Here is a 25,769-nt window from a genome sequence, read left to right as displayed (position 1 = left end):
ATAAGTAAAGGGGGACTTCCCCTCTTCTTTTAGGGAGAGGTTAAGAAATAAAAAACGGCGCGAGAAGCGCCGTTTTTTGATCTAGAAAGCTTAGACTTCAGGTCGTTTTTTTAATTCATCACGAATTTCACGTAATAATGCAACATCTTCCGGTGTTGCTGCTGGCTCTGGGTCTACCTCTTGTTTACGACGCATTTTGTTCATTAGTTTTACTAACCAGAATACAACCCATGCCAATAACAGGAAGTTAATGAGAATGGTCAGGAAATTACCATAAGCAAGGACATTCAGCCCCGCTGCCTGTGCAGCAGCCAGGTTGCTTATATTGTTTGGATTATCTCCTAATACAACAAACCAGTTGGAATAGTCGACGTCCCCACCTAGAATCCAGCTCACTAAAGGCATGATGACGTCTTTTACCATCGAGTCAATAATCTTACCGAAGGCGCCACCAATGATCACACCGACTGCGAGATCCATGACATTGCCCTTAACCGCAAATTCCTTAAATTCTTGAATAATACTCATAAAGTCACCTGTTTCTTATACAATTTTCAATTTTGCGATAGATTATACAGGAGTTAGATATTTCTATTTAAGCCTAATTGATCAGGTTTATGTAATCTTGTCCAACCTTATCTAGATATATAAAAAAACCGCTGAACAATGTCAGCGGTTTTTTAAACTATTAGTAATCGAACTTATTTAGCACGGTTACGCTTACGTTCGTTTTCAGTCAGGTAACGCTTACGGATACGGATTGACTTCGGTGTTACTTCAACAAGCTCGTCATCTTCAATGAATTCAAGCGCTTGTTCTAGCGTGTATTCAATTGCAGGAACAAGTGTTAACGCATCATCAGTACCAGAGGCACGTACGTTGGTTAACTGTTTTGCTTTAGTTGGGTTAACAACCATGTCATCAGAACGTGAGTTAATACCCACGATCATGCCTTCATAAACTTCTAACTGTGGTTTAGCAAATAGACGACCACGGTCTTGCAGCGTAAACAATGCATAGCCCAAGCAAGTACCTTGAACCATAGAAATCAGTACACCGTTTTGACGTTTCGCAACAGTACCTTGTTTCATTGGACCATAATGCGAGAAGCTAGACGTCATGATACCCGTACCAGAAGTCATGGTCAGGAATTCTGAACGGAAACCGATCAAGCCACGTGAAGGTACAGTTGCTTCAATACGGATACGGCCTTTACCATCAACTTCCATATTGGTCATTTCGCCTTTACGGTGACCCATTTGCTCCATTACAGCGCCTTGGTGCTGCTCTTCAACGTCAAACGTTACGTTTTCATAGGGCTCTTGTTTTTCACCATCAATTTCCTTGATGATGACTTGTGGACGAGACACGCCCATTTCGAAGCCTTCACGACGCATGTTTTCAATTAAAACTGAAAGGTGAAGCTCACCACGACCAGATACTTTAAAACGGTCTGGACTGTCAGTGTCTTCAACACGAAGTGCTACGTTGTGGATCAATTCGCGGTCAAGACGTTCACGGATATTACGTGAAGTTACAAATTTACCTTCTTTACCAGCAAACGGTGAGTTGTTGACCTGGAAGGTCATAGACACTGTAGGCTCGTCTACAGAAAGTGCTGGAAGTGCTTCAACTGCTTTCGGATCACAGATTGTGTCAGAAATGTTGAGTGCATCAATACCAGTGATACAAACGATGTCGCCTGCTTGAGCGGATTCAACATCAACACGCTCTAAACCATGGTAACCCATGATTTTCAAGATACGGCCGTTACGAGTGTTACCTTCTTTGTCGATCACAGTCACAGGCGTGTTTAATTTCACTGAACCGCGTTGGATACGACCAACACCGATTACACCTACGAAGCTGTTATAGTCAAGTGAAGACACTTGCATTTGGAATGGACCATCAACGTCAACTGCTGGTGGTTCAACAATGTCTACGATTGTTTGGAACAACGGCGTCATGTCGTCAGCAAGTTCTTCAGGAGAAGGACCCGCTACACCACGAAGACCAGATGCATATACAACCGGGAAGTCTAACTGTTCGTCAGTACCGCCTAAGTTATCGAATAAATCGAATACTTGGTCAATTACCCAGTCAGGACGCGCGCTTGGCTTGTCGACTTTGTTGATAATGACAATTGGCTTTAAACCACGTGCGAACGCTTTTTGCGTTACGAAACGAGTTTGTGGCATTGGACCTTCTTGTGAGTCTACAAGAAGCAATACGCAGTCCACCATAGAAAGAACACGTTCAACTTCACCACCAAAGTCGGCGTGTCCCGGGGTGTCCACGATATTAATGCGATATTCTGTGTTAGTACGTGCATCAGTCCATTTGATTGCAGTGTTTTTTGCAAGAATGGTAATACCACGTTCACTTTCAATAGCGCCAGAATCCATGACACGCTCGATCTCACCCGCGCGATCACCGAGAGCACCTGATTGTTGCAAAAGTTTGTCTACAAGAGTGGTTTTACCATGATCGACGTGCGCAATAATGGCGATGTTACGGAGAGTTTTAATATCTGACATGTAAATTCGATACGTATTAAATTTGAGGGCAAATTATACAGAAAAATACAAAGTTTTGACAGTGACAGTTTGTTGACTTCGTCAATTTTTTTTCCAATGCCTTTTGTAATGACGTGTAACTCGATTAGAATAGCGCCACCCAGCCTTAATTTGCATTGACACATGTCTGTTTTTAATCAATCTCCTCCTTCCAAAGATCAACTTGACCTCGTGTACGGCCTTGAAGATCGCCCTAAACCATTTATCGCATTTCTAGCAGCATTCCAGCATTTACTGGCCATTATTGTCCCAATTGTGACTCCTGGTCTGCTGATCTGTCTGGCACTAGGTGTCTCTAAAGAAGACACTAACATGATTTTATCCATGTCATTGGTAATTTCAGGGATCGCGACTTTTTTACAATCCAAAAAAGTTGGTCCATTTGGTGCAGGTTTGCTGATTGTTCAAGGCACCAGTTTTAACTTTATTGGTCCAATTATTGGTATTGGTTCGGCGATGGTTGCTGCCGGTACACCGGTAGAAGCTGTCATGGCTTCGATCTTTGGTGTGGTAATTGCAGGTTCATTTATTGAAATGGGCGTATCGCAAATCCTGCCATGGATTAAAAAGCTGATCACACCTTTAGTAACAGGGATTGTGGTTTTACTGATTGGTCTGACTTTAATTAAAGAAGGCCTAATCAGCATGGGTGGTGGTTATCAGGCCATGAATGATAAAACCTTTGCTAATGCTGACAACCTGATCATGTCATGTACAGTTCTGGCACTGATTATTTTACTGAATCGTGTGCGCATTACCTGGGTAAAAAGTTCGGCAATTCTGATCGCACTGGTTGTCGGTTATATTCTTGCTGGCTTTATGGGTCACCTGAACTTTGAAGGCTTAAAAGATGCTCCACTGGTTCAGATCCCGACACCAATGCATTTTGGATTAAGCTTCTCTTGGAGCTTATTCATTCCAATGGCGTTTATTTATTTGGTGACTTCGCTAGAAGCGATTGGTGACATTACTGCAACATCTAAACTCTCTAACCAGACAGTCGATGGCCCGACCTGGATGAAGCGTATTAAAGGTGGCGTGTTAGTGAATGGGGCGAACTCTTTACTTGCGGGTTTATTCAATACATTCCCAAGTTCTGTATTTGCACAAAATAACGGTGTGATTCAATTGACTGGTGTAGCGAGCCGTTATGTCGGCATCTGGATTGCAGCACTTTTAGTCATTCTGGGTTTACTTCCAGCAGTGGCTGGCGTGATTCAGGCGGTTCCTCAAGCTGTTCTTGGTGGCGCAGTGATGGTGATGTTTGGTGCAGTCGCTGCATCTGGTATTAACATTCTGTCTGGTATTCACCTGGACCGTCGTGCTCTACTGATCATTGCCATTTCTCTTGCATTAGGCTTGGGTGTGGCGCAGGTTCCACAGATTCTGGAACATCTTCCTGAATTATTCCGTAATATCTTTAGTTCTGGTGTTGCGACCGGCGGTATTGCGGCCTTGATTCTAAATATTGTACTTCCTGAAACAAAGAAGTAAGTTCATGTCCAGAAAACACTGTCTGAGTTGAACTTGGACAGTGTTTTTCTATTGGAGAGATTCCTATGGATGCTAAAAGCGAAGTCTTATTAAGACAATATGATTATTTGTCGGGTCGTGTACTGCTGATTAATCCTCCAACGGATCATCTGCTGGCTGAATTTGATCAATCCATTCAGGCTGCAGTGTGGACATGGAATTATAATGACTACCTGTATTTTCAGGCCCAGCAAGCCAATGTACATTTTGGTGTAGAATTTCCTGAAGGTGAATTTGATCAGGCTGTAATCTTTGTTCCAAAATCCAGAGAATTACTTAATTACCTGATTCACAATGTAGCGGTTTACCTACAACAAGGCAACCAGGTGTTTTTGGTGGGTGAGAAAAAAGGTGGCGTGGAGCGCGCGGCAAAACAGCTGCAACCCTATGGTAAAAGCCTCAAACTCGATAGCGCACGACATTGCCAATTATGGCAATTGACACTAGACTGCAGCGTCGAGAAAAGAGCATTAGCTGACTGGGCACAAACCTATAGCGTCTCTACTCCCAAAGGCGATTTACAGATTTGTGCACTCCCTGGTGTATTTAGCCAGAATCATCTGGATGTCGGTACAGCAGTTTTCCTGCCCTACCTGTCTGAAGTGACTTCAGGTAAAATTGCCGACTTTGGCTGTGGTGCCGGCGTCATTAGTGCCTATCTTGCCAAGCTCAATCCGAACAATCGTATCTTTGCCTTAGATGTAGACGCTTTTGCATTAGCCTCTACTAAAATGACTTTTGAGAAAAATCAGCTTGAGCCTGAGCAACTTGAAATTAAGGCAGTGAGCGGGATTGAAGATGCACCATTATTTTTGCACGCCATCGTCAGTAATCCACCCTTCCATCAAGGCATTCAGACCAACTATGATGCCAGTGAAAATCTGTGCAAGACTTCACGTCGTCATCTCAAGTCTGGTGGTGAATTATGGATTGTGGCGAACCGCTTCTTAAATTACCCGATTTTAATTGAGCAAAGTTTTGGCCAATGCACAGTCAAAACTGATCAACAAGGCTTCAAGGTGCTTTTCGCCAGCACTCAAAAAAATGTTAAGGAATCATGATGAGCGAAACCCAAAACAGCACACAGCTGCAGCGTAAGCTAAGTGCTCGTCATCTGAATATGATCGCCATCGGTGGATCAATTGGTACAGGTTTGTTCCTGGCGTCAGGTGCAACCATTGCCAATGCCGGACCAGGTGGTGCATTACTTGCGTATGCGCTCATTGGTGTCATGATTTACTTCCTGATGACCAGCTTGGGGGAGCTTGCAACCCATAATCCGACTTCAGGTGCTTTCTTTACCTACGGTACTAAATATGTCGAAGGCGGTTTTGGTTTCGCTTTAGGCTGGAACTACTGGTACAACTGGGCAATCACCGTAGCCTTTGAGCTGGTCGCAGTCCAGTTCATCATGAAATTCTGGTTTCCGGACATTCCTGGTTTTTACTGGAGTGCCCTGTTCCTGGCGGTGGTGTTCGGGATTAATGCACTGACGGTAAAAGGCTTTGGTGAATCTGAATTTTTCTTCTCCTTAATCAAAGTGCTGGCGATTATTGCGTTTATCATCATTGGTATCTTCATGATTGTAAAAATCATGTTAACTCCTGAGGTTGCTACATTTGCCAACTGGACCAAAGGTGAAGCACCATTTGTGGGCGGCTTATCTGCCCTGATCGGGGTGGCGATGATTGCCGGATTCTCCTTCCAGGGGACTGAAATGGTCGGTGTTGCTGCAGGCGAATCTAAAGATCCGCAGAAAACCATTCCAGTAGCAATTAAGCAAATTTTCTGGCGTATCCTGTTATTCTATATTGTGTGTATCTTCATTATCGGCACCCTGATTGCTTATGATGACCCACGTCTTTTACAGGCAGCGTCTAGTGAAGATATTGCGCTTTCGCCTTTCACTTTGCTATATGAGCAAGCCGGTTTCGCTTTTGCTGCCAGTGTAATGAATGCGGTGATTTTGACTGCAATTCTGTCTGCGGGTAACTCGGGCATGTACTCCTCTACCCGTATGCTGTTTGATATGGCACGTAAAGGCAGTGCACCAAAATTGTTTGGTCGTCTGGATGCGCGCGGTGTTCCAATGAATGCACTATATGCCACCACTGCAATCGCAGCATTATGTTTTCTGACAACATTTATTGGTGAACAGGAAGTATTTAACTGGCTACTCAATATGTCTGGTATGTGTGGATTTATTGTATGGTTGGGTATTGCAATATCTCATTATCGCTTCCGTAAAGGATATCTGGCTCAAGGTTATAAACTTGAGGATCTGGCTTATCGCGCCAAGTTCTTCCCGTTTGCGCCATGGTTTGCTTTTGTGCTGTGTGCGATTGTGGTCCTGGGGCAAAACTATCAGGCAGTACTAAATGGTGAATGGCTTGCAGTACTTTCTACTTACATTGGTATTTTCTTATTCTTAGCGATCTGGTTAGGTTATAAGTGGAAACACAATACCAAACTCATTTCTTATAAAGAGATGGATGTTCAGCCGATGAAAATAGATCATGAATAATTTTTGATCTGAAAAAGCAGCCATTCAGGCTGCTTTTTTATTGTATTAACTGTGGCGCATAACAAAATTTCGATCATCAATAATGATAGTTTGCTGACAAATTCCCTCTACCCGACGCTGCTGTTCAAACACCTCTTTCCGCATGGACTCAAAACTGTCAAAGAAGCTGATTTCACTTTTATTGATTTCGTACACCAAAGAATGATTCCCTACGCCCTCCAGGGTGTCATAGAACACAATCACAAAACGACCAGCTTCTACATTTTCCTGAATGTCTGCGTAAGACAAGGGCTGTTCTATAACCGGGATTTGTAAACGAGATGCTTGTTGATAGAAATCAAGTTCAATTGGCTGTTTATCTGGGTCATGTTCAGTATAAAAATTAACATCCAAACCCAGTGTTTTTAAAGCAACTGCAAGCGCAATACTGGAGGTTCCCATTTCAGGATCATGGCGTGTGAGCTGTACCAGATCTGGAATATGCAGATCTATACCATAGTGATGAAAAATCATCCAGATCGCATAGAGGCCACTATTGGCATCCAGATTTTGTAAATCTTCAGGAAGTTCCACACTCATGCTCAGACTCAAAAACAGGTTTAGGGCTATGCAGTGTAGTCAAATCAGGGAAATAAAAAAAGCGACTCATAAGAGAGTCGCTTTTTTTTAATCAGTGTTCAATAATGAATTATTGAGCAGCTGGTTGTTCAGCTAGAACAGTACGGCTACCAGAAATAGTCGCGAATACACGACGGTTCATAGCACGACCTTCTTTAGTGTTGTTGTCAGCAATCGGTTGATCCCAAGCGAAACCTTGAGTAGACAAACGAGAAGCATCAACGTTGTATTCGTTAACTAGTGAAGATTTGACAGAGTTAGCACGAGCAAGAGATAGACGTTCGTTCAGTGCACGTGGACCAGTGTTGTCAGTGTGACCTTCGATACGAGCAGTTGCGTTTGGATATTCAACCAATTTCTCAGCAACTTTCGCGATTTCTGGTTTGTACTGATCTTTGATGTTAGATTTATTTGTATCAAAGAATACACGAAGTTCCATGTTCAGGTCTTCAGTCAACTCTTGTGGAGCTGGAGCAACTGGAGCAACTGGTTCAACTGGAGCAACTTCTACGACTGGCGCAGCAGGTTTCAAGTGGCCACCAAGAACTACGTTTAAACCAGCAAGTGCTGTATAGTTCCAAAAATCTTCGTCAAAGTTATAAGTTGCACGCGCTTCTGTACGAACAGACAGTGCATCGTTTAAGCGCCAGAAAGCACCTAAACCAGCATTACCTAAAGTACCTTCATCATCTTCAAGTGCACTGTTTTCATATTCGTATTTGTAGTGACCAGCACCTAATAATACGTATGGCTTAACTTTGCTATCATAGTTTTTAGTGATCAAATCAGAAGTTACATAGAAGTTACCATTGATTTGAGTTTGTTTGTATTCGTCACCGATAACAGCACGTTCAGCAACTGTACCACCTTCGATGTCACCTTTAACTTGGTTATATTCAGCTTCAAAGCCTAACCATGGAGTCAATTCAACACCAAGAGCAGCACCTACAAATAGGTCGTCTTGAAGTTCAGGGGTAGCGCCGTATAAATGATCTGCAGCGTCATTGTTGTGTTTTGTATCTTGCCAAGTATAACCAACCAGTAATGGAGTAACAGTTACGCCTGCGTTTGCAGCAGCGAAAGGAGCAGCTACAAGCATTGCTAAAGCAATACGACTCATTTTCATGGATTTATCCTCCAGAGATAACAAATTGTTGTTCAAGCTCAAGCCTAAATTGGCTTTCCTGAGATAGGCTTCTTTTACCCCAGTTTTATTTTTAAGCTATTCACAGGGAATCATACAAACACTGAATAAATTTTCCAAGTGCTTGATTAATCTAATCAAGTAAATTATTGACAAAATTACTTACAATTTCCGTTGTAATTCGGTAAATTTTTACTCAATTTTTTATTGTGAATACCTTATTGTCTCTTACCTAATTTTAACAGCTTTCTCCTATTTCAAGTACAAAAATACTAGGTAAATAAAAAAAAGCATTAAAAAACGCCTAATTAATAGCATGTTTCAAATAAAAATAATATATAAATAGGTTAAACCATGTATATAAAAAGAAATAATGCGTTCACAATTGTGGAGCTTATTGTTGTCATTTCAATTCTTGCAATACTCACAACCCTAGCAGTTCCTTTGTTTCAAGAATATCAGTCAAAACAAGAAGCTAACAGTATTTATCAGAAGATTACAGCAGTGAATCGCTATGCACGCAGTCAATCGGCAGTATTACGGCAGAATATTGTGATTTGTCCCACATTAAATCTATCGACCTGTCAAACAAATCAGTGGAGCAATGCTTGGCTGGTATTTGTCGATCAAAATAAAAACAGACAGGTTGATGCCGGCGAAACCGTACTGCATGTTGATCATCTAAGGCTTAAATATGGACAGCTGGATTGGAGAGGTGCTTTAAGTATCCCAAATGTCAACTATCAGGCTCAAACCAATTTACCTATTGGCTCCAATGGCAGCTTTTACTACTGTTCTTTTCAGCATTCCCATTATTACAAAATTGTACTTAGCAAAATGGGACATCTGCGTAAAGAGAATCTGAGTACATGCTAAGAAAACTGCCCGGTTTATGATTCAACTTTTTTGAGGCTTTAATCTTGCAGTTTTTTCAATATACTGCTTAGGTCGAGAATAAAAGACTAAAACTCATATGGAGATACAACAATGACTGACATCGTAATTGTCAATGGTGCACGTACAGCCATGGGTGGCTTCCAAGGCAGCTTATCAGGTGTAACTGCGCCTGAACTAGGTGCTGTCACGATCAAAGAAGCCATTGCACGTGCAGGTTTACAACCAACAGACATCGAAGAAGTCATTATGGGTTGTGTTCTTCCTGCCGGTTTAAAACAGGGTCCTGCCCGTCAGGCAATGCGTAAGGCTGGTCTTCCAGACAGCACAGGTGCTGTAACTATTAATAAGCTTTGTGGTTCAGGCATGAAAGCAGTGATGCAAGCTGCTGACATGATCAAGGCCGGTTCTGCAACTTATGTAGTTGCTGGTGGCATGGAATCCATGACCAATGCGCCTTATGTATTACCCAAAGCACGTGGCGGCTTCCGTATGGGCCATGGTGAAATTAAAGACCATATGTTCTTGGACGGTTTAGAAGATGCAGAAACTGGTCGCCTAATGGGTTCTTTTGCCCAAGATATGGCAAATACCAAAGGTTATACGCGTGAACAGATGGATGATTTCGCTATCCGTTCATTAAAACGTGCACAAACTGCGGTCAATGAAGGCTACTTTGCAGATGAAATTGTGCCAGTCACTGTTTCCACCCGTAAAGGTGATGTAGTGGTTGATAAAGACGAACAGCCATTCAATGCCAATATTGATAAAATCCCAACATTACGTCCTGCTTTTGCCAAAGATGGTACCATTACTGCAGCAAATGCCAGCTCTATTTCTGATGGTGCCTCTGCATTGGTTTTAACTTCTGCTGACAATGCAGCAGCTCAAGATTTAAACCCATTAGCAAAAATTGTTGCCTATGCGTCAAACTCTCAGCATCCATCCGAGTTTACAATTGCTCCAGTTGGTGCTATTCAGAAAGTACTGGATAAAGCAGGCTGGACAGCAGAAGAAGTAGATCTTTGGGAGATCAATGAAGCTTTTGCCATGGTCACCATGTGTCCAATGGATGAGTTCAAGCTTGATCCTGAAAAAGTCAATATTAATGGTGGTGCTTGTGCACTAGGTCACCCAGTGGGTTCTACAGGTTCTCGTATTATCCTGACTTTGATCCATGCTTTAAAGCGCACTGGCGGCAAGAAAGGTGTTGCAGCTCTATGTATCGGTGGTGGTGAAGCAACTGCAGTCGCGATTGAGCTAATCTAATTTTCAAAAAGTCAAACGACTGAAGAGGGCTTTTAAAGCCCTCTTTTTTTATTAATCCAAAATCTAGCCTTAATGATGTCTACTAAAGCATTACTCGAACAATCATTTAAAACCGGGTCTTAAACTAAAAATTATTTTTGTCTTGATTATCCTATCAATAGAAGAATTCCCTTACTTACATTTTCATAAAGCTTCTTTATCAATCAGACACGTTGCAAGGAGTAAATTAGAGAGAATCAAAACAAGAAAAAAGGAAACCTCCATGCGATTTAATCACTATCTCAACTTCCAGGGTGAAACTGAAGCCGCTTTTACTTTTTATCGTTCAGTGTTTGGTGGTGAATTTTCTAATTTGAGCCGTTATGGTGATATGCCCGGACAGGAAGGCATTGACCTCTCCGATACGGATAGAAGCCAGATTTTGCATATTTCACTTCCTATCAATGAATATACTGAATTAATGGGATCAGATATTAATGAAAAGCTAGACAGCCCTAGCTCCCCTACTTTTACCAAAGGGACCAATCACTATATTGCAATTATTTTAAGTGCTAGTGAACAAGCCGAAGCTCAACGACTGTTTGAGGCTTTATCTGCCAAGGGTCAAATTGAAATGCCTTTGGAAAAAACTTTTTGGGGCGCACTTTACGGTGCCTGTACCGATCAGTTTGGTGTGCAGTGGATGATTAACTGTCTATTAGAAGAACGTAGTCCAAATTTCTAGAAATAAAAAAGCCTCCATTTGGAGGCTTTTAACTGAAGACGGATTAAGCTCCAGTCTGATAGTTCGGTTTTGGCACAGCTGTGGATGCCTGGTACGGATTGCTAAAGTCGTTTAAACCTGCTGCCGCTTCCTGAATATCTTTACCTTCTTTAATCACGAAAGTATCGAAACCCGAACGCTTCATATAGTTCAGTACGTCTTTAAATACATCACCTGTTGCACGCAGTTCCCCTTGGAAACCTTGACGACGAAGTAACGCTGCAAATGAATATCCGCGACCATCGTTAAAGCCTGCAAACTCAATAAAGATTGCATCAAGTTGATCCAGTGGAAATTCATTGGTCTCAGGAGAAGCATCTACCGTTAAGTACAGTGCTTTTTTACCCGAAACATTGGCGATTTGTTCTAACTGTTCAACAGTCAGAACCACATCACCTTGTGGCAATACGCCATCTTCACCTATCAACTGGTAAGTATTGTCTGCAATCGTGCCATCTTTAGAGAGCACTTGTAGTGCGGTATTAAGCATATGCACGCTCCTTGAATGGTTGGATGCCAACACGACGATAGGTATCGATAAATTCTTCACCTTCCTGACGCAGGTCAAGATAAGTATTCAGGATTTCTTCGATGATATCCGGCACTACTTCAGCAGCAAATGATGGACCAAGAATGTCACCAAGCGATGCATCATGGTCTGCATTACCACCTAAAGTAATTTGGTAGAATTCAGCACCTTTTTTATCTACACCCAAAATACCGATATTACCGACGTGGTGATGACCACAGGCATTCATACAACCTGAAATATTCAGGTCGATTTTGCCAAGGTTATAAATCGTATCCAGATCATCAAAACGACGTGAAATTGCTTCAGAAATCGGAATTGATTTCGCATTCGCCAATGAACAGAAGTCACCGCCCGGGCAGCAAATGATGTCCGTCAAGAAGCCGATGTGAGCGCGTGCCAGATTGTTTTGCTCAAGGATCGTCCACAATTCGAACAGGTCTTTTTGTGGGACATCAACAAGGGCAATATTTTGCTCATGAGTCGTGCGTAATTCACCGAAAGTGTACTTGTCTGCAAGATCTGCAATCAGGTTCATCTCTTCAGTGGTTACATCACCAGGAGCCACACCTGCACGTTTCAGTGAAATCGTAACGATACGATAGCCTTTCACCTTGTGCGCATTGGTATTGATATTGAACCATTGCTTGAATTTCGGATGCGCCGCGAACTGTTCAGAAAAATCTTCATCTGCATAATCTTGATAAGCAAATGGCGTGAAGTTCTCATCCATTTTTGCCAAGGTTTCAGCATCGATTTTCAATGTTTTAATGGTATGTGCAAATTCCGCTTCTACTTTCTCAGCAAATACTTCAGGTGTGAGTGCTTTTACTAAGATTTTGATACGCGCTTTATATTTGTTGTCACGACGACCATGCAAGTTGTATACACGAAGTACAGCTTCAAGGTATGCAATCAGGTCTTCACGTGGCAGGAAGTCACGGATAAAGCTACCAATCACTGGCGTACGGCCCAAGCCGCCGCCCACTTTAATTTTATAGCCGATTTCGCCTGCTTCATTTTTCACGATATAGACACCAATATCATGGAATGAAGTTGCCGCACGGTCAATCTCTTCCAGCGCAGATACCGCGATCTTGAACTTACGTGGCAAGAAAGCAAATTCCGGGTGGAAAGTTGACCATTGACGGATCAATTCACAGGTCGGACGTGGATCTGCAATTTCACCTGCCACCACACCTGCATACTGGTCAGTGGTAGTATTACGGATACAGTTCCCTGAAGTCTGGATCGCATGCATTTGCACAGTTGCCAGTTCAGCGAGCATATCAGGCACGTTTTCTAGTGCAGGCCAGTTAAACTGGATATTCTGACGAGTTGAAACGTGTGCATAGCCACGATCATACTCTTTCGCCAGATCAGCCACTTTACGAAGTTGTTTAGAATTCATCAGGCCATAAGGCACCGCAATACGCAACATTGGCGCATAACGTTGTACATAAAGACCATTTTGAAGGCGGAGCGGACGGTATTCATCTTCCGTCAATTTGCCCGCTAAGTAACGTTCCGTTTGGTCACGGAACTGTGCAACACGTTCATTAATCAGTTGCTGATCGAAATCAGTATATAAATACATGGCGTACAGCTAGTAGTTTCTATTATATCGTCGGCAAGGATAACGAGATTGAATCTATCAATAAAATGCTTTTTATACATATTTCATAGCGATTTTATTGATAAGCCTACCAGAAATTCAGTGATTTAAAGGATTTGTCGAGCAAAACTCCTTTTCAACGAATAATGATTTATTTTTTAAATCTTTAGCATTTATTTTCATATAAAAGCAGCTCACCTCTACTGATCAATAAATAATCATTAAAAGACCCAAAAACTTACCACTGTTCAGATTCACCTAGTGCCTGTCCCATAAAATCATAGCGTGAGCTAGAACGGGAAAATTTGATTGGACAGGCCAGCTGTGGCTCAGCCTCCTGTTCCCCTGCTTTGACTGGAACATGCACCACCCAGCCCCGCTCTTGTGCCAGTTGTGAAGTTAAGGCTTCATCCAGGTGTAATACCGGCTCCACACACACATCTAAAGTAGCAAATATAGTCTGCCACTCATTCAGAGTTTTACTGCGAATTTTCTCTTGAATTGCTGCTTTCACTTCTTTCTGGTCTTGAGCATCTAAGGATGAACCTTTTTCTAACAGAACTGGTAACTGCAATGCCTGGGCTAAACCCTGCATAAATTGTGGCTCTAAACTGCCAATAGAAAGATAACGTCCATCTTGAGTTTGGTGATAATCATAAAAAGTGCCGCCATTGAGATGCCCCGATTCCGGTTGGGCATCCACACCTGCTGCCAGACTGGCGGCGGCTGCCATATTATTTAAGGTCACCGCACAATCGGTCATGGAAATATCAATATACTGTCCCATTCCGCTACGCTGGCGCTCAATCACCGCTGCTAGGACAGCGATAATCGCATGCATGGAACCGCCAGCAACATCAGCGACCTGAATACCTAAAGCCGGTGGACCACCCTGAACCCGACCGCTATGTCCGGCAATTCCGGATAAGGCCAAGTAATTAATGTCATGCCCGGCCTTATCTTTATAAGAACCAGTTTGCCCATAGCCAGTAATGGAACAATAAATAAGTCGCGGATTGATTTCAGCCAAGGTGGCGTAATCCAGTCCCAAACGTTGCATTACGCCGGGACGGAACTGTTCAACCACGATGTCATAGTCCGAAATCCTGGTTTTGATCTGTTCGATACAGTCACGATTTTTAAGATCCAGCGTGATAGATTGTTTGTTACGATTCAAATAATTGTGTGCAGTTGCCTGTCCATGTGCGTATGGTGGCACTAATCGCAACAGGTCAGGACGTGTTGGTGATTCAATATGCACAACCTCGGCACCGAGGTCTGCCAAGTACATGGTGGCAAAAGGACCAGGTAAAAGTGTAGAAAAATCGAGGACTTTCAATCCTTTTAATGCATAAGACATTAGTATAATTACTCTATTTATGATGGTTTTTTATGCATATTAGAAACATAAACACACAAAAACAATGTCATGTTCAGCCATTTACCTTGATCATTTCGGCAATTTAATATGTAACAAATGGCAAATCCGATTTTGTAAATTGCCATTGATTTATTATTTGTTGTCAATTAGGTCAAGCATTAGTGAACATCAAAGAGACTGAAGGATTAAACATGAGTCGCGATACGATCAGTATCCATTTCGTTAACGCTGCACTCTACGGCGTGAAGCGTCTCGGCATGGACGTCGATACGTTATTGTCTCATGTTGGTATTGAAGCTGAACTTCTGCATCAGCCTAAGGCCCGTATCTCGCCAGAACAATATACCCGTTTTATTAAAATGCTGTGGATGGTGACACAGGACGAGCATGTCGGCTTTGACAAACAGCCTCGCCGTCTGGGCACATTCGCAATCATGTGTCAGCTGATCATCCACGCTAAAACTTTAGGTGATGCGCTGGAACTTTCTTCCCAGTTCTACAAGCTGTTTGGTGATGACTGGGCGGTGACACTGGAACGTGACAAGCATGAAGCACGTTTAGCCCCTCAAATTCCAAAAGAGATGGACCCGGATCATTTCATCACTGAAAGCATGCTAATGATCTGGCATGGTCTGGCTTCGTGGTTGATTGAACGCCGCCTCCCATTAGAACGTGTACATTTCAGCTATCCACGTCCAAATCATGCGGATGAATATGATGCATTATTCTTCGCACCCGTGATGCAGTTTGATGCGCCGCGTACTGAAATTACTTTTGCAGCAGATTATCTCGATTTACCAATCCGTCAGAATGAAGAAACCTTGGAAGAGTTCCTGAAAGCTGCACCTGCTCAACTGTTGGTAAAATTCAAAAATACCAATTCTCTAACCTCCCGTATTCGTGATGTACTGAAGAGCCAGATCGGCGAAGAAATGCCGACGCTGAATGATGTCGCTTCCATGCTATATCTATCTCCACAAACTTTACGTCGTCGTCTGGCTGCGGAAGGCAAGAGTTATCAAGGCGTTAAAGATGCACTGCGTCGAGATGCTGCCATTCACCTGTTGTTAAATCCAGATTTAACCCTGGAAGATGTCGCGCAGCAAGTTGGTTTTAGTGAAACCAGCACCTTCCATCGTGCTTTCAAAAAATGGACCGGTGTAACACCAGGTTTATATCGCCAATTACATGGTTACCATTAAGCCACATCCTCTTCATATTCAATATTAGCTCTTTTGCTAATCTCAGTTCATGCCCAAGCTCCAGACTTGGGCATTTTTTTGTCTGATCTTTTTTTGAATCATCGCCATTGACCAGATTGCTCAAATGACCTGGTTCGTTCTCGTCATTGCGCTTAGCTAAAGAATCATTACACTCAAAATGATTAGAACAAATCTTATTCATTCAAAAAAGGGAAATTGTATGAGCGAGGCCTATATTATCGATGCCATTCGCACACCACGTGGCAAGGGAAAAAAGGACGGATCCTTATATGAAGTCAAACCGATCAGTTTACTCACTACCCTGCTCAATGAACTGAAAGAGCGTCATTCCTTAGATACCTCCAAGGTTGATGACATTGTCTTGGGCTGTGTCACCCCGATTGGTGACCAAGGTGCTGATATTGCCAAAACTGCAGCAATTGCAGCGGGTTGGGATAACGATGTGGCTGGTGTACAGATTAACCGTTTCTGCGCTTCTGGTCTGGAAGCAGTCAATATGGCCGCACAAAAAGTCCGTTCAGGCTGGGAAGATTTAGTGGTTGCGGGTGGAGTCGAATCCATGTCCCGCGTACCGATGGGTTCGGATGGCGGCCCTTGGGCGCTCGATCCTGAAACCAATATGGCTTGTGACTTTATTCCACAAGGCATTGGTGCCGACCTGATCGCGACCATTGATGGTTATAGCCGTGATGATGTAGATAGCTTTGCAGAACAGTCCCAGAAAAAAGCGGCGACAGCTCAGGCCAGTGGTCATTTTGATAAATCGATTGTGCCAGTTAAAGATAAAGCCGGTGTGATGATTCTGGATAAAGATGAGTTCATTAAACCGAATACGACCATTGAAACACTCAGCAAACTCAACCCAAGCTTTGCCACCATGGGACAGATGGGCTTTGATGCAATTGCCCTGCAAAAATATCCAGAAGTCGGTACAGTCAATCATGTGCACCATGCGGGAAATTCTTCTGGCATCGTAGATGGTGCTGCATTGGTCCTGCTTGCCTCAGAACACGCTGTTAAAGAGCAGAATCTGAAACCGCGCGCCAAAGTCTTGGCGACGGCTCTGGTAGGCGCTGATCCAACCATTATGCTCACCGGTCCTGCTCCGGCTGCACGTAAAGCTTTGGCTAAAGCTGGTCTCAGCATTGATGATATTGACCTGTTTGAGGTCAATGAAGCCTTTGCCGCAGTCGTTATGCGCTTTATTAAAGAACTCAACGTTGATCCAGCCAAAGTCAATGTTAACGGTGGCGCCATTGCCATGGGACATCCACTCGGTGCAACCGGTGCCATGATTCTCGGTACTTTGTTAGATGAGCTGGAACGCCAGGGTAAAAAACGTGGATTAGCAACTTTATGCGTCGGTGGCGGCATGGGTATTGCCACCATTATTGAACTGGTTTAAGGAGAGAACCATGAGCGCCATTCAATTTGAAAAAACAGCGGACAATATTGTTGTTCTGACTTTTGACTCTCCAAACCAGTCTGCTAACACCATGAATGCCGACTTTCGCACTGCACTTAGCGAAGTTGTCGATAGGCTTAAAGTAGATGATGAAATTTCCGGAATTATTTTCCGTTCAGCCAAAAAGACTTTTTTCGCTGGTGGCGATCTGGATGAACTGATTCAAGCTACACCAGAACATGCCACTGAATTCTTCAACATGATTGAAGAGATGAAAGCACAGCTGCGCTATATCGAAACCCGTGGTATTCCGGTGGTTGCAGCCTTGAACGGCACCGCTCTTGGCGGTGGCTGGGAAATCGCCCTGTGTGCCCATCATCGGATTGCCTTGAATGATCCGAAAAGCAAATTTGGTTTACCTGAAGTGACTTTAGGTCTGCTACCCGGTGGTGGCGGCATAGTCCGTACTGTTCGTTTACTGGGTTTACAAACTGCCCTTCCTTTATTGATGGAAGGTAAGCAGCTCGGTGTAGAAAAAGCCAAAGCATTGGGCTTGATTCATGACACGGCTGATAGCCTGGATGAGCTGCTGGAAAAAGCAGTTGTATGGATTAAAGCCCATCCTAAATCCGTACAACCTTTTGATGAAAAAGGCCACAAGATTCCAGGCGGCTCACCATCCACGCCAGCAGTGGCACAAATGCTGGCAATTGCTCCTGCGATGCTTCGTGATAAAACCAAAGCTTGTTATCCAGCACCTGAAGCGATTATGTCTGCAGCGGTTGAAGGTGCGCAGGTCGATGTCGATACAGCCCTCCGTATTGAATCCCGTTATTTCACCTATCTGGCGACCGGTCAGATATCGAAAAACATGATCGGCACCTTCTGGCATGGCATGAACAGTATTAAATCCGGGGTTCATCGCCCAAAAGATTGTGCCAAATGGCAAGCCAAGAAAGTTGGGATTTTGGGTGCAGGGATGATGGGCGCTGGAATTGCTTATGTCACCGCCAGCAGAGGTATTCAGGTCGTTCTAAAAGATATCTCGATCGAAGCTGCTGAAAAAGGCAAAGCCTATAGCCAGAAACTGCTGGACAAGAAAGTCAGTCAAGGTCGACTTACAGCTGGACAGCGCGAACAGATTTTAAATCTGATTCATCCCACTGCAAACACAGAAGATTTGACAGGCTGTGACCTGATCATCGAAGCGGTCTTTGAAAATCAGGAACTGAAAGCTCAGGTGACTCAGGAAGCAGAACAATATCTGGCTGCCGACGGCGTAATGGCATCAAATACTTCGACCTTACCAATTAGCAATCTGGCACAGGCAAGTAAGGATCAAGATAAATTTATCGGTCTGCATTTCTTTAGTCCGGTGGATAAAATGCAGCTGGTAGAAATCATCAGGGGGCAAAATACCTCAGACGAAACCCTCGCCAAAGCTTTTGATTTCGTCCAGCAGATCGGCAAGTTGCCAATCGTCGTGAATGATAGTCGTGGTTTCTTTACTAGCCGTGTCTTTGGTACTTTTGTACAAGAAGGTTTGCGTCTGCTGGCAGAAGGTGTGCATCCAGCACGTATTGAAATGACTGCTTTAAAAGCCGGTATGCCCGTTGGTCCATTGGCAGTTCAGGATGAAGTGTCCTTAACTCTGACCGAGCATGTTAGCAATGAAACGCGCAAGGCACTTCAGGCAGAAGGTAAAGAACGTCAGGCCTCACCTGCCGATGCAGTCATTCAAACCATGATTCACCAGTTTAATCGCAAAGGAAAGGCAGCTGGCGCGGGCTTTTATGACTATCCTGAAGGTGGGAAAAAACAACTTTGGTCAGGCCTCAGTCACTGGAATAAAAATACCGAGATTTCTGAGCAGGAGATGATTGAACGCTTCCTGTTTGTGCAAGCGCTGGATACCGTACGTTGTCTGGAGGAAGGTGTGTTGCAGTCAACCGTAGAAGGTAATATTGGCTCGATCTTTGGCATTGGCTTCCCTGCCTGGACCGGTGGTGCAGTGCAATATTTAAATCAGTATGGACTGGCGAAGGCCTTGGCACGTGCCAATGTACTGGAAAAAAAATATGGCGAACGCTTTAAAGCACCGACACTGTTAAAAAATAAGGTTTCTGCTGCTGAAACTTTTTAATCTCATTCGCACAGAATAAAGAGGAGCGTTAAGCTCCTCTTTTTTATAAGTCTACTGAAAAATGGTCATATTTTACACTACAAATCCAGTCTGCTTTTCAGCCAATCTATGTTATAAAGTAACATAGATTCTATATCCTCTTTGGGTTCATACCATGTCTGATCAAAATACTCCTGAAAATTCACCTTGGGGTTGGAAAGCACTGATTATCTTCTGCATAATTGGTGGTATATTCATGTTTATCTTCTGGTTAGCTGTCAGCAATGAACCGGACTACATGCCAAGCCAGCAGAAGAAACAGGATACCCAGCAACACGCATTTAAAAATGCCCCAACCATGTCAGAAGAAGCTATTGCCAAAGCTCAGGCAGATCGTGAAGCGCGTGCAGCAGCTCAACAAGGTACTGAACCGCAATCAACAGCTGCTGAAAAACAGCATATGTCAGCAGATGAACATGCCAATATGGATACCGAACATGGTGCACATGGTCATTAAGATCTTACGATAAAAAAAGCGAGGTTCATGCCTCGCTTTTTTATATCTGAAAATGAATCTTTAAAGTTGTAAATACATATCGATATGTGGAATTCCACAGTCTAGATATTCATTACCCTGTAGCTGAAAACCCAAAGCCTGATAAAAGCCGATAGCGTGGACTTGAGAGGAAAGTTTGATAAACTGCCGTCCTTCAGCGCATGCATAGTCAATCACTGCCTGCATTAACTGCTGACCGATCTTGAAACCACGCGCTGATTTCAGTACTGCGACACGACCGATACTATTACTTGTTAATAGTCGGGCTGTGGCAACCGGTTGATCATGCAGATAAGCCACAAAATGAACGCACAGCTTATCTTCTGCATCCCATTCATCTTCCGGTGCAATATGCTGCTCCTGAATAAACACAGCTTCGCGAATCAGTCTGGCTTCGGCAGCCAGCTCGGCCCAAGTGCCTGCAACAATTTCTAGCTCAGCATGATTTAGCATTTACAACCAATCCCCTGTTGATCCCATTCATCCTTGAGCAATAATTCAAGGGAGTGTTTCTGAATCCCATACATCTCTTTCAAAGCCTGAATCTGGTTCAACACGTCCGGATCCGGTTCCTGATCGTCCTTGCGCTTCACCGCCAGAATCATTTTGTTTTTACTGGTATGCTCAAGCGCAACAAATTCGAATACTTTAGTTTCATAACCATAGGCTTTCAGCAACAAGGCACGAATAGTATCTGTCAGCATTTCTGCCTGCTGGCCCGCATGAATCCCGAATTGCAGCATTGGACTCAAAACTTTTGGCGCCTGTAACTGTGGGCGTAGTTCCTTGTGACAACATGGGGCACACATGATGATCTGCGCATTCAGACGAATGCCGGTATGAATGGCAAAATCCGTGGCCACATCACAAGCATGTAAGGCAATCATCACATCCAGATGTTCAGGCTCATAGGTGCGCACATCACCCTGGAAGAAATCGAGTTGGTTAAACTGGGATTGGTCTGCCACCTTCTGACAAAACTCGACCATTTTCGGATTCAGTTCTACACCCGTCACCCACGGTGTCTGTCCATGCTTTTGCATATAGTCATACAAGGCACAAGTCAGATAGCCCTTACCTGAACCAAAATCTACTACCCGCAGACCTTCCTGAGAGGATTTAATCTGCGAAAGCGCATTCGAGAAAATTTCCACAAACTTGTTAATCTGTTTCCACTTGCGCGCCATGCTCGGAATGACCTGACCTTGCTGATCAGTAATGCCGAGATGCTGCAGAAACACACTGTCCTGATCCACATAACGCTGCTTGACCCGGTCATGGCCCTGTTCAGCAGTTTTGGATTTAACGACAGTTTGAGTTTTGCTGTGGGTCAGCATGACTTTTTTCTTGTTTTTTTTCAGCTGCAATTCTTCGGCTGTAGTGATCAGATTAGCCTGCTTGCAACAGGTCAATAATTCAGTGACCTGAGACAAAGCCTCAGTTAAAGGATAATTTTTAGTGACGTCCTGGGTTTTATATCGGTACAGACAACTCAGTACTTTTTGCTCATTCAGCCAAATGACGCGCAAGGTCATTTTCTCCAGTTGTTCCAGTTCGCCCTTGTACTGACTTAAAATCAGACGATCAAATTGATCTGTTTCAATGGCTTGCTGGAAAGCATCCAGAAATTGCTGTTCTTGAACCGAGAAAGAAGCCAAAATGGACATAAAAGAAACCTGAAATGAATTGCCATTAAAGTGTAAATGTTCTTACCCTAAAAGCAAAATTGAATTACTATACATTTGTATATTTAAGAAGAATGATAACTATGTCAAATGCACCATTGCTTCAGGATTATGATGCTATCGAAGAGCGCATCAACTACATCAGTCACGGTGTAGGTGCTGCCTTGTCAGTAATTGCCGGTATTTTACTGGTGATTAAAGGCTCTTATCTTAGTACGGGTCAATGGATTGGCTTATGGGTTTATGCACTGAGCATGATTGTACTTTTTTCTGCATCCATGCTGTATCACATGGCCACAACTGCAGACCGACGTTATTTCTATAAAAAAATTGACCATACTGCGATCTATTATCTGATTGCCGGTACTTATACCCCCTTTCTGGCAATTGCCATTCCAACGGCCAAAGCCCAGTATTTGTTGATTGCTTTATGGATCATTGCTGTCCTTGGAACACTATTCAAGTTCATTTTCATTCATCGTTTTCAGAAACTTTCCCTGTTTGCTTATCTGGCAATGGGCTGGCTTGCACTGTTAGTTATTGATGATATGCAGAAATATTTATCAGTACAATCTTTAACCTTTCTCATCATTGGGGGACTTGCTTATACGGTGGGTGCATTGTTTTATGCATTAAAAAGAGTAAGATATACGCACGCTATCTGGCACATTTTTGTATTGATAGGCGCAGGATCACATTTTCTGTCTATCTATCTTTACGTGATTTAATCCTCTCATTCTCCATTTCAGTGACCCTGAGCGAGTTGAATTGAGAAGATTGCAGTTGTTTTTTTAAGAAATTACGCCTTTTTTAAAAAGATTACGCTTTTAAAACTAAGTTCTTTTATTTTTAGTAAGTGTAAGGTCATTCATGGCGTCGTCAAATTCTGCTGCTCAGCCAGCACAAAACTCAAAATTCCGCGTTTTAACAGCGAGTTTAGTAGGCACTACAATCGAGTTCTTCGATTTCTATATTTATGCTACTGCCGCTGTCATTATTTTCCCTTATTTGTTCTTCCCGGCAAGTACAGACCCAATGACCGCAACGATCCAGTCACTTGCGACTTTCGCAATTGCCTTTATCGCACGTCCGATCGGTGCGGCATTGTTTGGTCACCTCGGCGACAGAATTGGTCGTAAAGCCACCCTGGTCGCTGCCTTGCTGACCATGGGACTGTCTACTGTAGCGATTGGCCTGCTGCCAACTTATGGTCAAATTGGTATTGTAGCGCCTTTGCTTTTGGCATTATGCCGTTTAGGTCAGGGCCTTGGTCTGGGTGGTGAATGGTCAGGTGCGGTCTTACTTGCAACTGAAAATGCACCTGAAGGTAAACGTGCCTGGTATGGTATGTTCCCGCAATTGGGTGCACCAATTGGCTTTATCCTGGCAACTGGCTCATTCTTGACGCTCGGTGCATTGATGTCTGAAGCTGACTTCATGGCTTGGGGCTGGCGTATTCCATTCATTTCAAGTGCGCTTCTTGTTATTGTAGGCCTTTGGATTCGATTAAAACTGCATGAAACACCTGCATTCCAGAACGTTTTGGACAAGCAAAAAGAAGTAAACGTACCTTTTGTTCAAGTATTTAAAAAACATTCTAAAATGTTAGTACTGGGTACAATTGCAGCTATCTGTACCTTCGTTGTGTTCTACTTAACAACTGTATTTGCGCTGCAATGGGGTACTAAGCAGCTAGGCTATTCACGTGAAGAATTCCTTCAGTTGCAATTAGTTGCAACGCTATGCTTTGCAGCATTCATTCCGTTATCTGCCGTACTCGCAGAAAAGTTCGGTCGTAAAGCGACTTCAATCGGTGTATGTATCGTTTCTGCAATCTTCGGTATCTTCTTTGCCGACATGCTTGAATCAGGCAGTACAGTTATCGTATTCCTGTTCCTGTGTATCGGACTTGCGATCATGGGCTTAACTTATGGTCCGATTGGTACTGTATTGTCTGAAATCTTCCCGACTTCAGTACGTTATACAGGTTCCGCTTTGACCTTCAACTTGGCAGGCATCTTCGGGGCATCTTTTGCGCCATTGATCGCAACCAAGCTGGCAACACAATATGGCTTATCTGCTGTAGGTTATTACCTGACAGCGGCGTCAATCCTGTCACTGCTGGCATTCCTACTCATTCGTGAAACCAAGAATGATGATGTAAACAATCAGATCTAATTCTAGGATTACCCTCTAAAAAGCCGGTGTAAATGCACTGGCTTTTTTATTTCCGAAATTTGGTGTGCAACAAAAAACTGCTATTTCTCCTCCTCTATTTACGGAACAATACAGAAACGGATTCATAACGAGAAGGATAAGATATGCAGGATCCAATCGAATATTTGACCGAAGACCAGCTGGTTCATATTGTGGTCTTACTGGAAGAAGACAAGAAAAGCGAAGCCATCCAATATATTGTTCAACATACGCCATTAGACCAACAGCAGGCGCTTGAAGTGATTGCCGCGATCGTGATGGAGCATGATGCTGCCTTACAGGTACAGACACAAGGTGCAAGATTTAGTGATGATGTCACCATTAATCCACAGCTGAAGACTGAAGCGCTAACCGACTCTATTGCAGTCTCCATCCCTGCAAGTGCTACACAAGATCATGCTACCCGCCCACCCATTCCAGAGTCGACCCAAGAGTTACAGGAAAAAGTCGCTGAACCGGTCACTGCAAAAAATGGACCGCATCTGATCTGGATCATTGCAGGTATTATTCTTCTGATTCTGCTGATTATCTGGATGGTTGGCTAGTTATTGAAATCAGCCAACTTATTTATACAAGCTCGATGATATCGATGGTAGGTGGTACACGAAAACGGAAAGGTACGCCCACCAGACCTGTTCCGACAGTGACAAATACATCGGCATGTGCATGTCGATATAAGCCGCGCTTATGTCCGAGAATTGACACCCGTTTCATCACATAATCCGTCAACCACGGCAATTCCACTTGCCCGCCATGCGTATGTCCAGAGAGCATCAATGGCCGGCTTGGCAATTTCGGCACCATGTCTACCGTATCCGGGTTATGTGACAGGATCACCCAGGGCTTATCTTGCGGCAACTCCGGCAAGAACCGCATATCCGCTTTACCCGCCCAGAGATCACCAATACCCACCAGGCGAAATTCATCAAACTCAACAATTTGCCCTTCAATATCTATAACATTATTGCTTACTAGAGCAGTATGTAATAACTCCTGAATAGGCGGTCCCGGATACTGTTCGTCATGGTTACCATTCACAGAATATACCGGTGCCTGAATTTCCTGCAAAATGGCGAGTTCTTGGGTCAGAGTATCTTCCGGTTCATAGGTCCAGTCGCCTGCGACGACCACCAAATCAGGCTGCTGCTGATTTAATTTATGTACAATTTGTTTTAGCTGACGTTCATGACCAGAAAATAAACCAATATGCAAATCCGCAATTAAAGCAATACGAACAGGCTGCCGCATTTTTTTATCAGTATTAATCTGATAACGGGTAGTCTTGATCTGGATTAAATGCGGTTCAATAAAACGCGCATAACACAATACACCACTGAGCAGACAGATAAATACTGCCTCATGAATGGAATAATACCCATTAAAACCGCTATAAATACTAAAGAAAAATAAAGGAATCAGTAGATAAGATAGATAATAAGCGAGCAGATGGGTAAAGGCTTTAAAGGGATGAATCGTCTGGGTATGTGACTGACTGATCCACGCCTGCGATATACACCATAGCGCCAAAATCGCCATTCCGATATAGAAATATAAGATCACGGAATCGATATTCCCCATAATTTCGCCTTGTCCAGTTCTTTAGTACATTCTCTGCTCTGTATTTATCTTTTCACAGCTGGCAATTATACTCAAACCTAATTTATCACGCTTAGATTCATATGACGAATGCTCCCCGCTCCAAGGCTGACCAGCCC

At 43.4% G+C, this 25,769-nt stretch carries 23 protein-coding genes; 13 read left to right on the top strand and 10 right to left on the bottom strand.

Translation table 11 applies throughout. The features are described from left to right. Window positions 1–90 precede the first annotated feature (90 nt). Window positions 91–528 (bottom strand): large conductance mechanosensitive channel protein MscL, encoded by a 438-nt coding sequence (gene mscL, locus ACS72_RS10070; protein WP_048882033.1) that lies wholly within the window; start codon window positions 526–528, stop codon window positions 91–93. 173 nt (window positions 529–701) lie between these two features. Further along, window positions 702–2,537: a translational GTPase TypA gene (typA, locus tag ACS72_RS10065; RefSeq protein ID WP_004814517.1), complete on the bottom strand. Its 1,836-nt coding sequence runs from the start codon at window positions 2,535–2,537 to the stop codon at window positions 702–704. 162 nt (window positions 2,538–2,699) lie between these two features. Here typA and ACS72_RS10060 point away from each other — a divergent pair, with 162 nt between their 5' ends. From ACS72_RS10060 to ACS72_RS10050, 3 genes are all read left to right on the top strand, one after another. Next, window positions 2,700–4,070 (top strand): uracil-xanthine permease family protein, encoded by a 1,371-nt coding sequence (locus ACS72_RS10060; RefSeq protein WP_048882032.1) that lies wholly within the window; start codon window positions 2,700–2,702, stop codon window positions 4,068–4,070. A gap of 65 nt (window positions 4,071–4,135) precedes the next feature. Next, window positions 4,136–5,170 carry a methyltransferase gene (locus tag ACS72_RS10055; RefSeq protein WP_048882031.1) on the top strand — a complete coding sequence of 345 codons (1,035 nt, stop codon included), beginning with the start codon at window positions 4,136–4,138 and terminating at the stop codon, window positions 5,168–5,170. Further along, window positions 5,170–6,633 carry an amino acid permease gene (locus tag ACS72_RS10050; protein ID WP_008304503.1) on the top strand — a complete coding sequence of 488 codons (1,464 nt, stop codon included), beginning with the start codon at window positions 5,170–5,172 and terminating at the stop codon, window positions 6,631–6,633. Before ACS72_RS10055 ends, ACS72_RS10050 begins: the two co-directional genes overlap by 1 nt. A gap of 45 nt (window positions 6,634–6,678) precedes the next feature. On the opposite strand, the gene ACS72_RS10045 is transcribed toward ACS72_RS10050, so the two are convergent. Next, a complete protein-coding gene (locus tag ACS72_RS10045) occupies window positions 6,679–7,212 on the bottom strand; it encodes a cysteine peptidase family C39 domain-containing protein (RefSeq protein WP_048882030.1) in 534 nt (177 codons plus the stop codon). 109 nt (window positions 7,213–7,321) lie between these two features. After that, window positions 7,322–8,377 carry an outer membrane protein Omp38 gene (gene omp38, locus ACS72_RS10040; protein ID WP_048882029.1) on the bottom strand — a complete coding sequence of 352 codons (1,056 nt, stop codon included), beginning with the start codon at window positions 8,375–8,377 and terminating at the stop codon, window positions 7,322–7,324. Between the two features lie 372 nt (window positions 8,378–8,749). Between omp38 and ACS72_RS10035 the strand changes: the two genes are divergently transcribed. The 3 genes from ACS72_RS10035 to ACS72_RS10025 all read left to right on the top strand — a co-directional run bounded on the left by ACS72_RS10035 (window position 8,750) and on the right by ACS72_RS10025 (window position 11,282). After that, a complete protein-coding gene (locus tag ACS72_RS10035; protein WP_048882028.1) occupies window positions 8,750–9,271 on the top strand; it encodes a GspH/FimT family pseudopilin in 522 nt (173 codons plus the stop codon). A 111-nt stretch (window positions 9,272–9,382) separates the two neighbouring features. Then, window positions 9,383–10,558, top strand: a complete 1,176-nt coding sequence (locus tag ACS72_RS10030) for a thiolase family protein (protein WP_004891575.1) — start codon at window positions 9,383–9,385, stop codon at window positions 10,556–10,558. A 262-nt stretch (window positions 10,559–10,820) separates the two neighbouring features. Continuing rightward, window positions 10,821–11,282, top strand: coding sequence for a VOC family protein (locus ACS72_RS10025; protein ID WP_004814501.1), 462 nt, complete (start codon window positions 10,821–10,823; stop codon window positions 11,280–11,282). Between the two features lie 43 nt (window positions 11,283–11,325). Here the strand turns inward: ACS72_RS10025 and ACS72_RS10020 are convergent, their stop codons facing one another. From ACS72_RS10020 to ACS72_RS10010, 3 genes are all read right to left on the bottom strand, one after another. Beyond that, on the bottom strand, window positions 11,326–11,811 hold the full coding sequence (locus ACS72_RS10020) for a DUF934 domain-containing protein (protein WP_048882027.1): 486 nt from the start codon (window positions 11,809–11,811) through the stop codon (window positions 11,326–11,328). Then, complete coding sequence (locus tag ACS72_RS10015) at window positions 11,804–13,447, bottom strand: nitrite/sulfite reductase (protein ID WP_048882026.1); 1,644 nt, start codon at window positions 13,445–13,447, stop codon at window positions 11,804–11,806. The genes ACS72_RS10020 and ACS72_RS10015 overlap by 8 nt, the downstream gene beginning before the upstream one ends. A 256-nt stretch (window positions 13,448–13,703) precedes the next feature. Beyond that, window positions 13,704–14,825 carry a CaiB/BaiF CoA-transferase family protein gene (locus ACS72_RS10010; protein ID WP_048882025.1) on the bottom strand — a complete coding sequence of 374 codons (1,122 nt, stop codon included), beginning with the start codon at window positions 14,823–14,825 and terminating at the stop codon, window positions 13,704–13,706. A gap of 212 nt (window positions 14,826–15,037) precedes the next feature. Between ACS72_RS10010 and ACS72_RS10005 the strand changes: the two genes are divergently transcribed. From ACS72_RS10005 to ACS72_RS09990, 4 genes are all read left to right on the top strand, one after another. Further along, a complete protein-coding gene (locus ACS72_RS10005) occupies window positions 15,038–16,048 on the top strand; it encodes an AraC family transcriptional regulator (RefSeq protein WP_048882024.1) in 1,011 nt (336 codons plus the stop codon). Window positions 16,049–16,268: 220 nt separating this feature from the next. Continuing rightward, the gene (locus ACS72_RS10000; RefSeq protein ID WP_048882023.1) at window positions 16,269–17,474 is read left to right on the top strand and encodes an acetyl-CoA C-acetyltransferase; all 1,206 of its coding nucleotides are present in this window, start codon (window positions 16,269–16,271) and stop codon (window positions 17,472–17,474) included. A 10-nt stretch (window positions 17,475–17,484) separates the two neighbouring features. After that, a complete protein-coding gene (locus tag ACS72_RS09995; RefSeq protein WP_048882022.1) occupies window positions 17,485–19,617 on the top strand; it encodes a 3-hydroxyacyl-CoA dehydrogenase NAD-binding domain-containing protein in 2,133 nt (710 codons plus the stop codon). A gap of 154 nt (window positions 19,618–19,771) precedes the next feature. Further along, on the top strand, window positions 19,772–20,113 hold the full coding sequence (locus tag ACS72_RS09990) for a hypothetical protein (protein ID WP_048882021.1): 342 nt from the start codon (window positions 19,772–19,774) through the stop codon (window positions 20,111–20,113). Between the two features lie 60 nt (window positions 20,114–20,173). Here the strand turns inward: ACS72_RS09990 and ACS72_RS09985 are convergent, their stop codons facing one another. Together ACS72_RS09985 and ACS72_RS09980 are read right to left on the bottom strand one after the other, a co-directional pair. Continuing rightward, complete coding sequence (locus ACS72_RS09985) at window positions 20,174–20,605, bottom strand: GNAT family N-acetyltransferase (protein WP_048882020.1); 432 nt, start codon at window positions 20,603–20,605, stop codon at window positions 20,174–20,176. Beyond that, a complete protein-coding gene (locus ACS72_RS09980) occupies window positions 20,599–21,819 on the bottom strand; it encodes an SAM-dependent methyltransferase (RefSeq protein ID WP_048882019.1) in 1,221 nt (406 codons plus the stop codon). Before ACS72_RS09980 ends, ACS72_RS09985 begins: the two co-directional genes overlap by 7 nt. A gap of 101 nt (window positions 21,820–21,920) precedes the next feature. On the opposite strand from ACS72_RS09980, the gene ACS72_RS09975 reads away from it, so the two are divergent. The 3 genes from ACS72_RS09975 to ACS72_RS09965 all read left to right on the top strand — a co-directional run bounded on the left by ACS72_RS09975 (window position 21,921) and on the right by ACS72_RS09965 (window position 24,599). Further along, entirely contained in the window at window positions 21,921–22,565 is a 645-nt protein-coding gene (locus tag ACS72_RS09975; RefSeq protein WP_048882018.1) for a hemolysin III family protein, read from the top strand. A 142-nt stretch (window positions 22,566–22,707) separates the two neighbouring features. Beyond that, the gene (locus ACS72_RS09970) at window positions 22,708–24,015 is read left to right on the top strand and encodes an MFS transporter (protein ID WP_048882017.1); all 1,308 of its coding nucleotides are present in this window, start codon (window positions 22,708–22,710) and stop codon (window positions 24,013–24,015) included. Window positions 24,016–24,158: 143 nt separating this feature from the next. Continuing rightward, complete coding sequence (locus ACS72_RS09965; protein ID WP_008304534.1) at window positions 24,159–24,599, top strand: hypothetical protein; 441 nt, start codon at window positions 24,159–24,161, stop codon at window positions 24,597–24,599. A gap of 22 nt (window positions 24,600–24,621) precedes the next feature. Here the strand turns inward: ACS72_RS09965 and ACS72_RS09960 are convergent, their stop codons facing one another. Beyond that, window positions 24,622–25,632, bottom strand: coding sequence for a metallophosphoesterase (locus ACS72_RS09960; protein WP_048882016.1), 1,011 nt, complete (start codon window positions 25,630–25,632; stop codon window positions 24,622–24,624). Window positions 25,633–25,769 lie beyond the last annotated feature (137 nt).

This window comes from Acinetobacter sp. VT 511, assembly GCF_001077515.1.
Lineage (GTDB): Bacteria > Pseudomonadota > Gammaproteobacteria > Pseudomonadales > Moraxellaceae > Acinetobacter > Acinetobacter schindleri.
The sequence above is the reverse complement of the archived record's forward strand: the minus strand, read 5'-3'. Positions and strand labels throughout refer to the sequence as shown.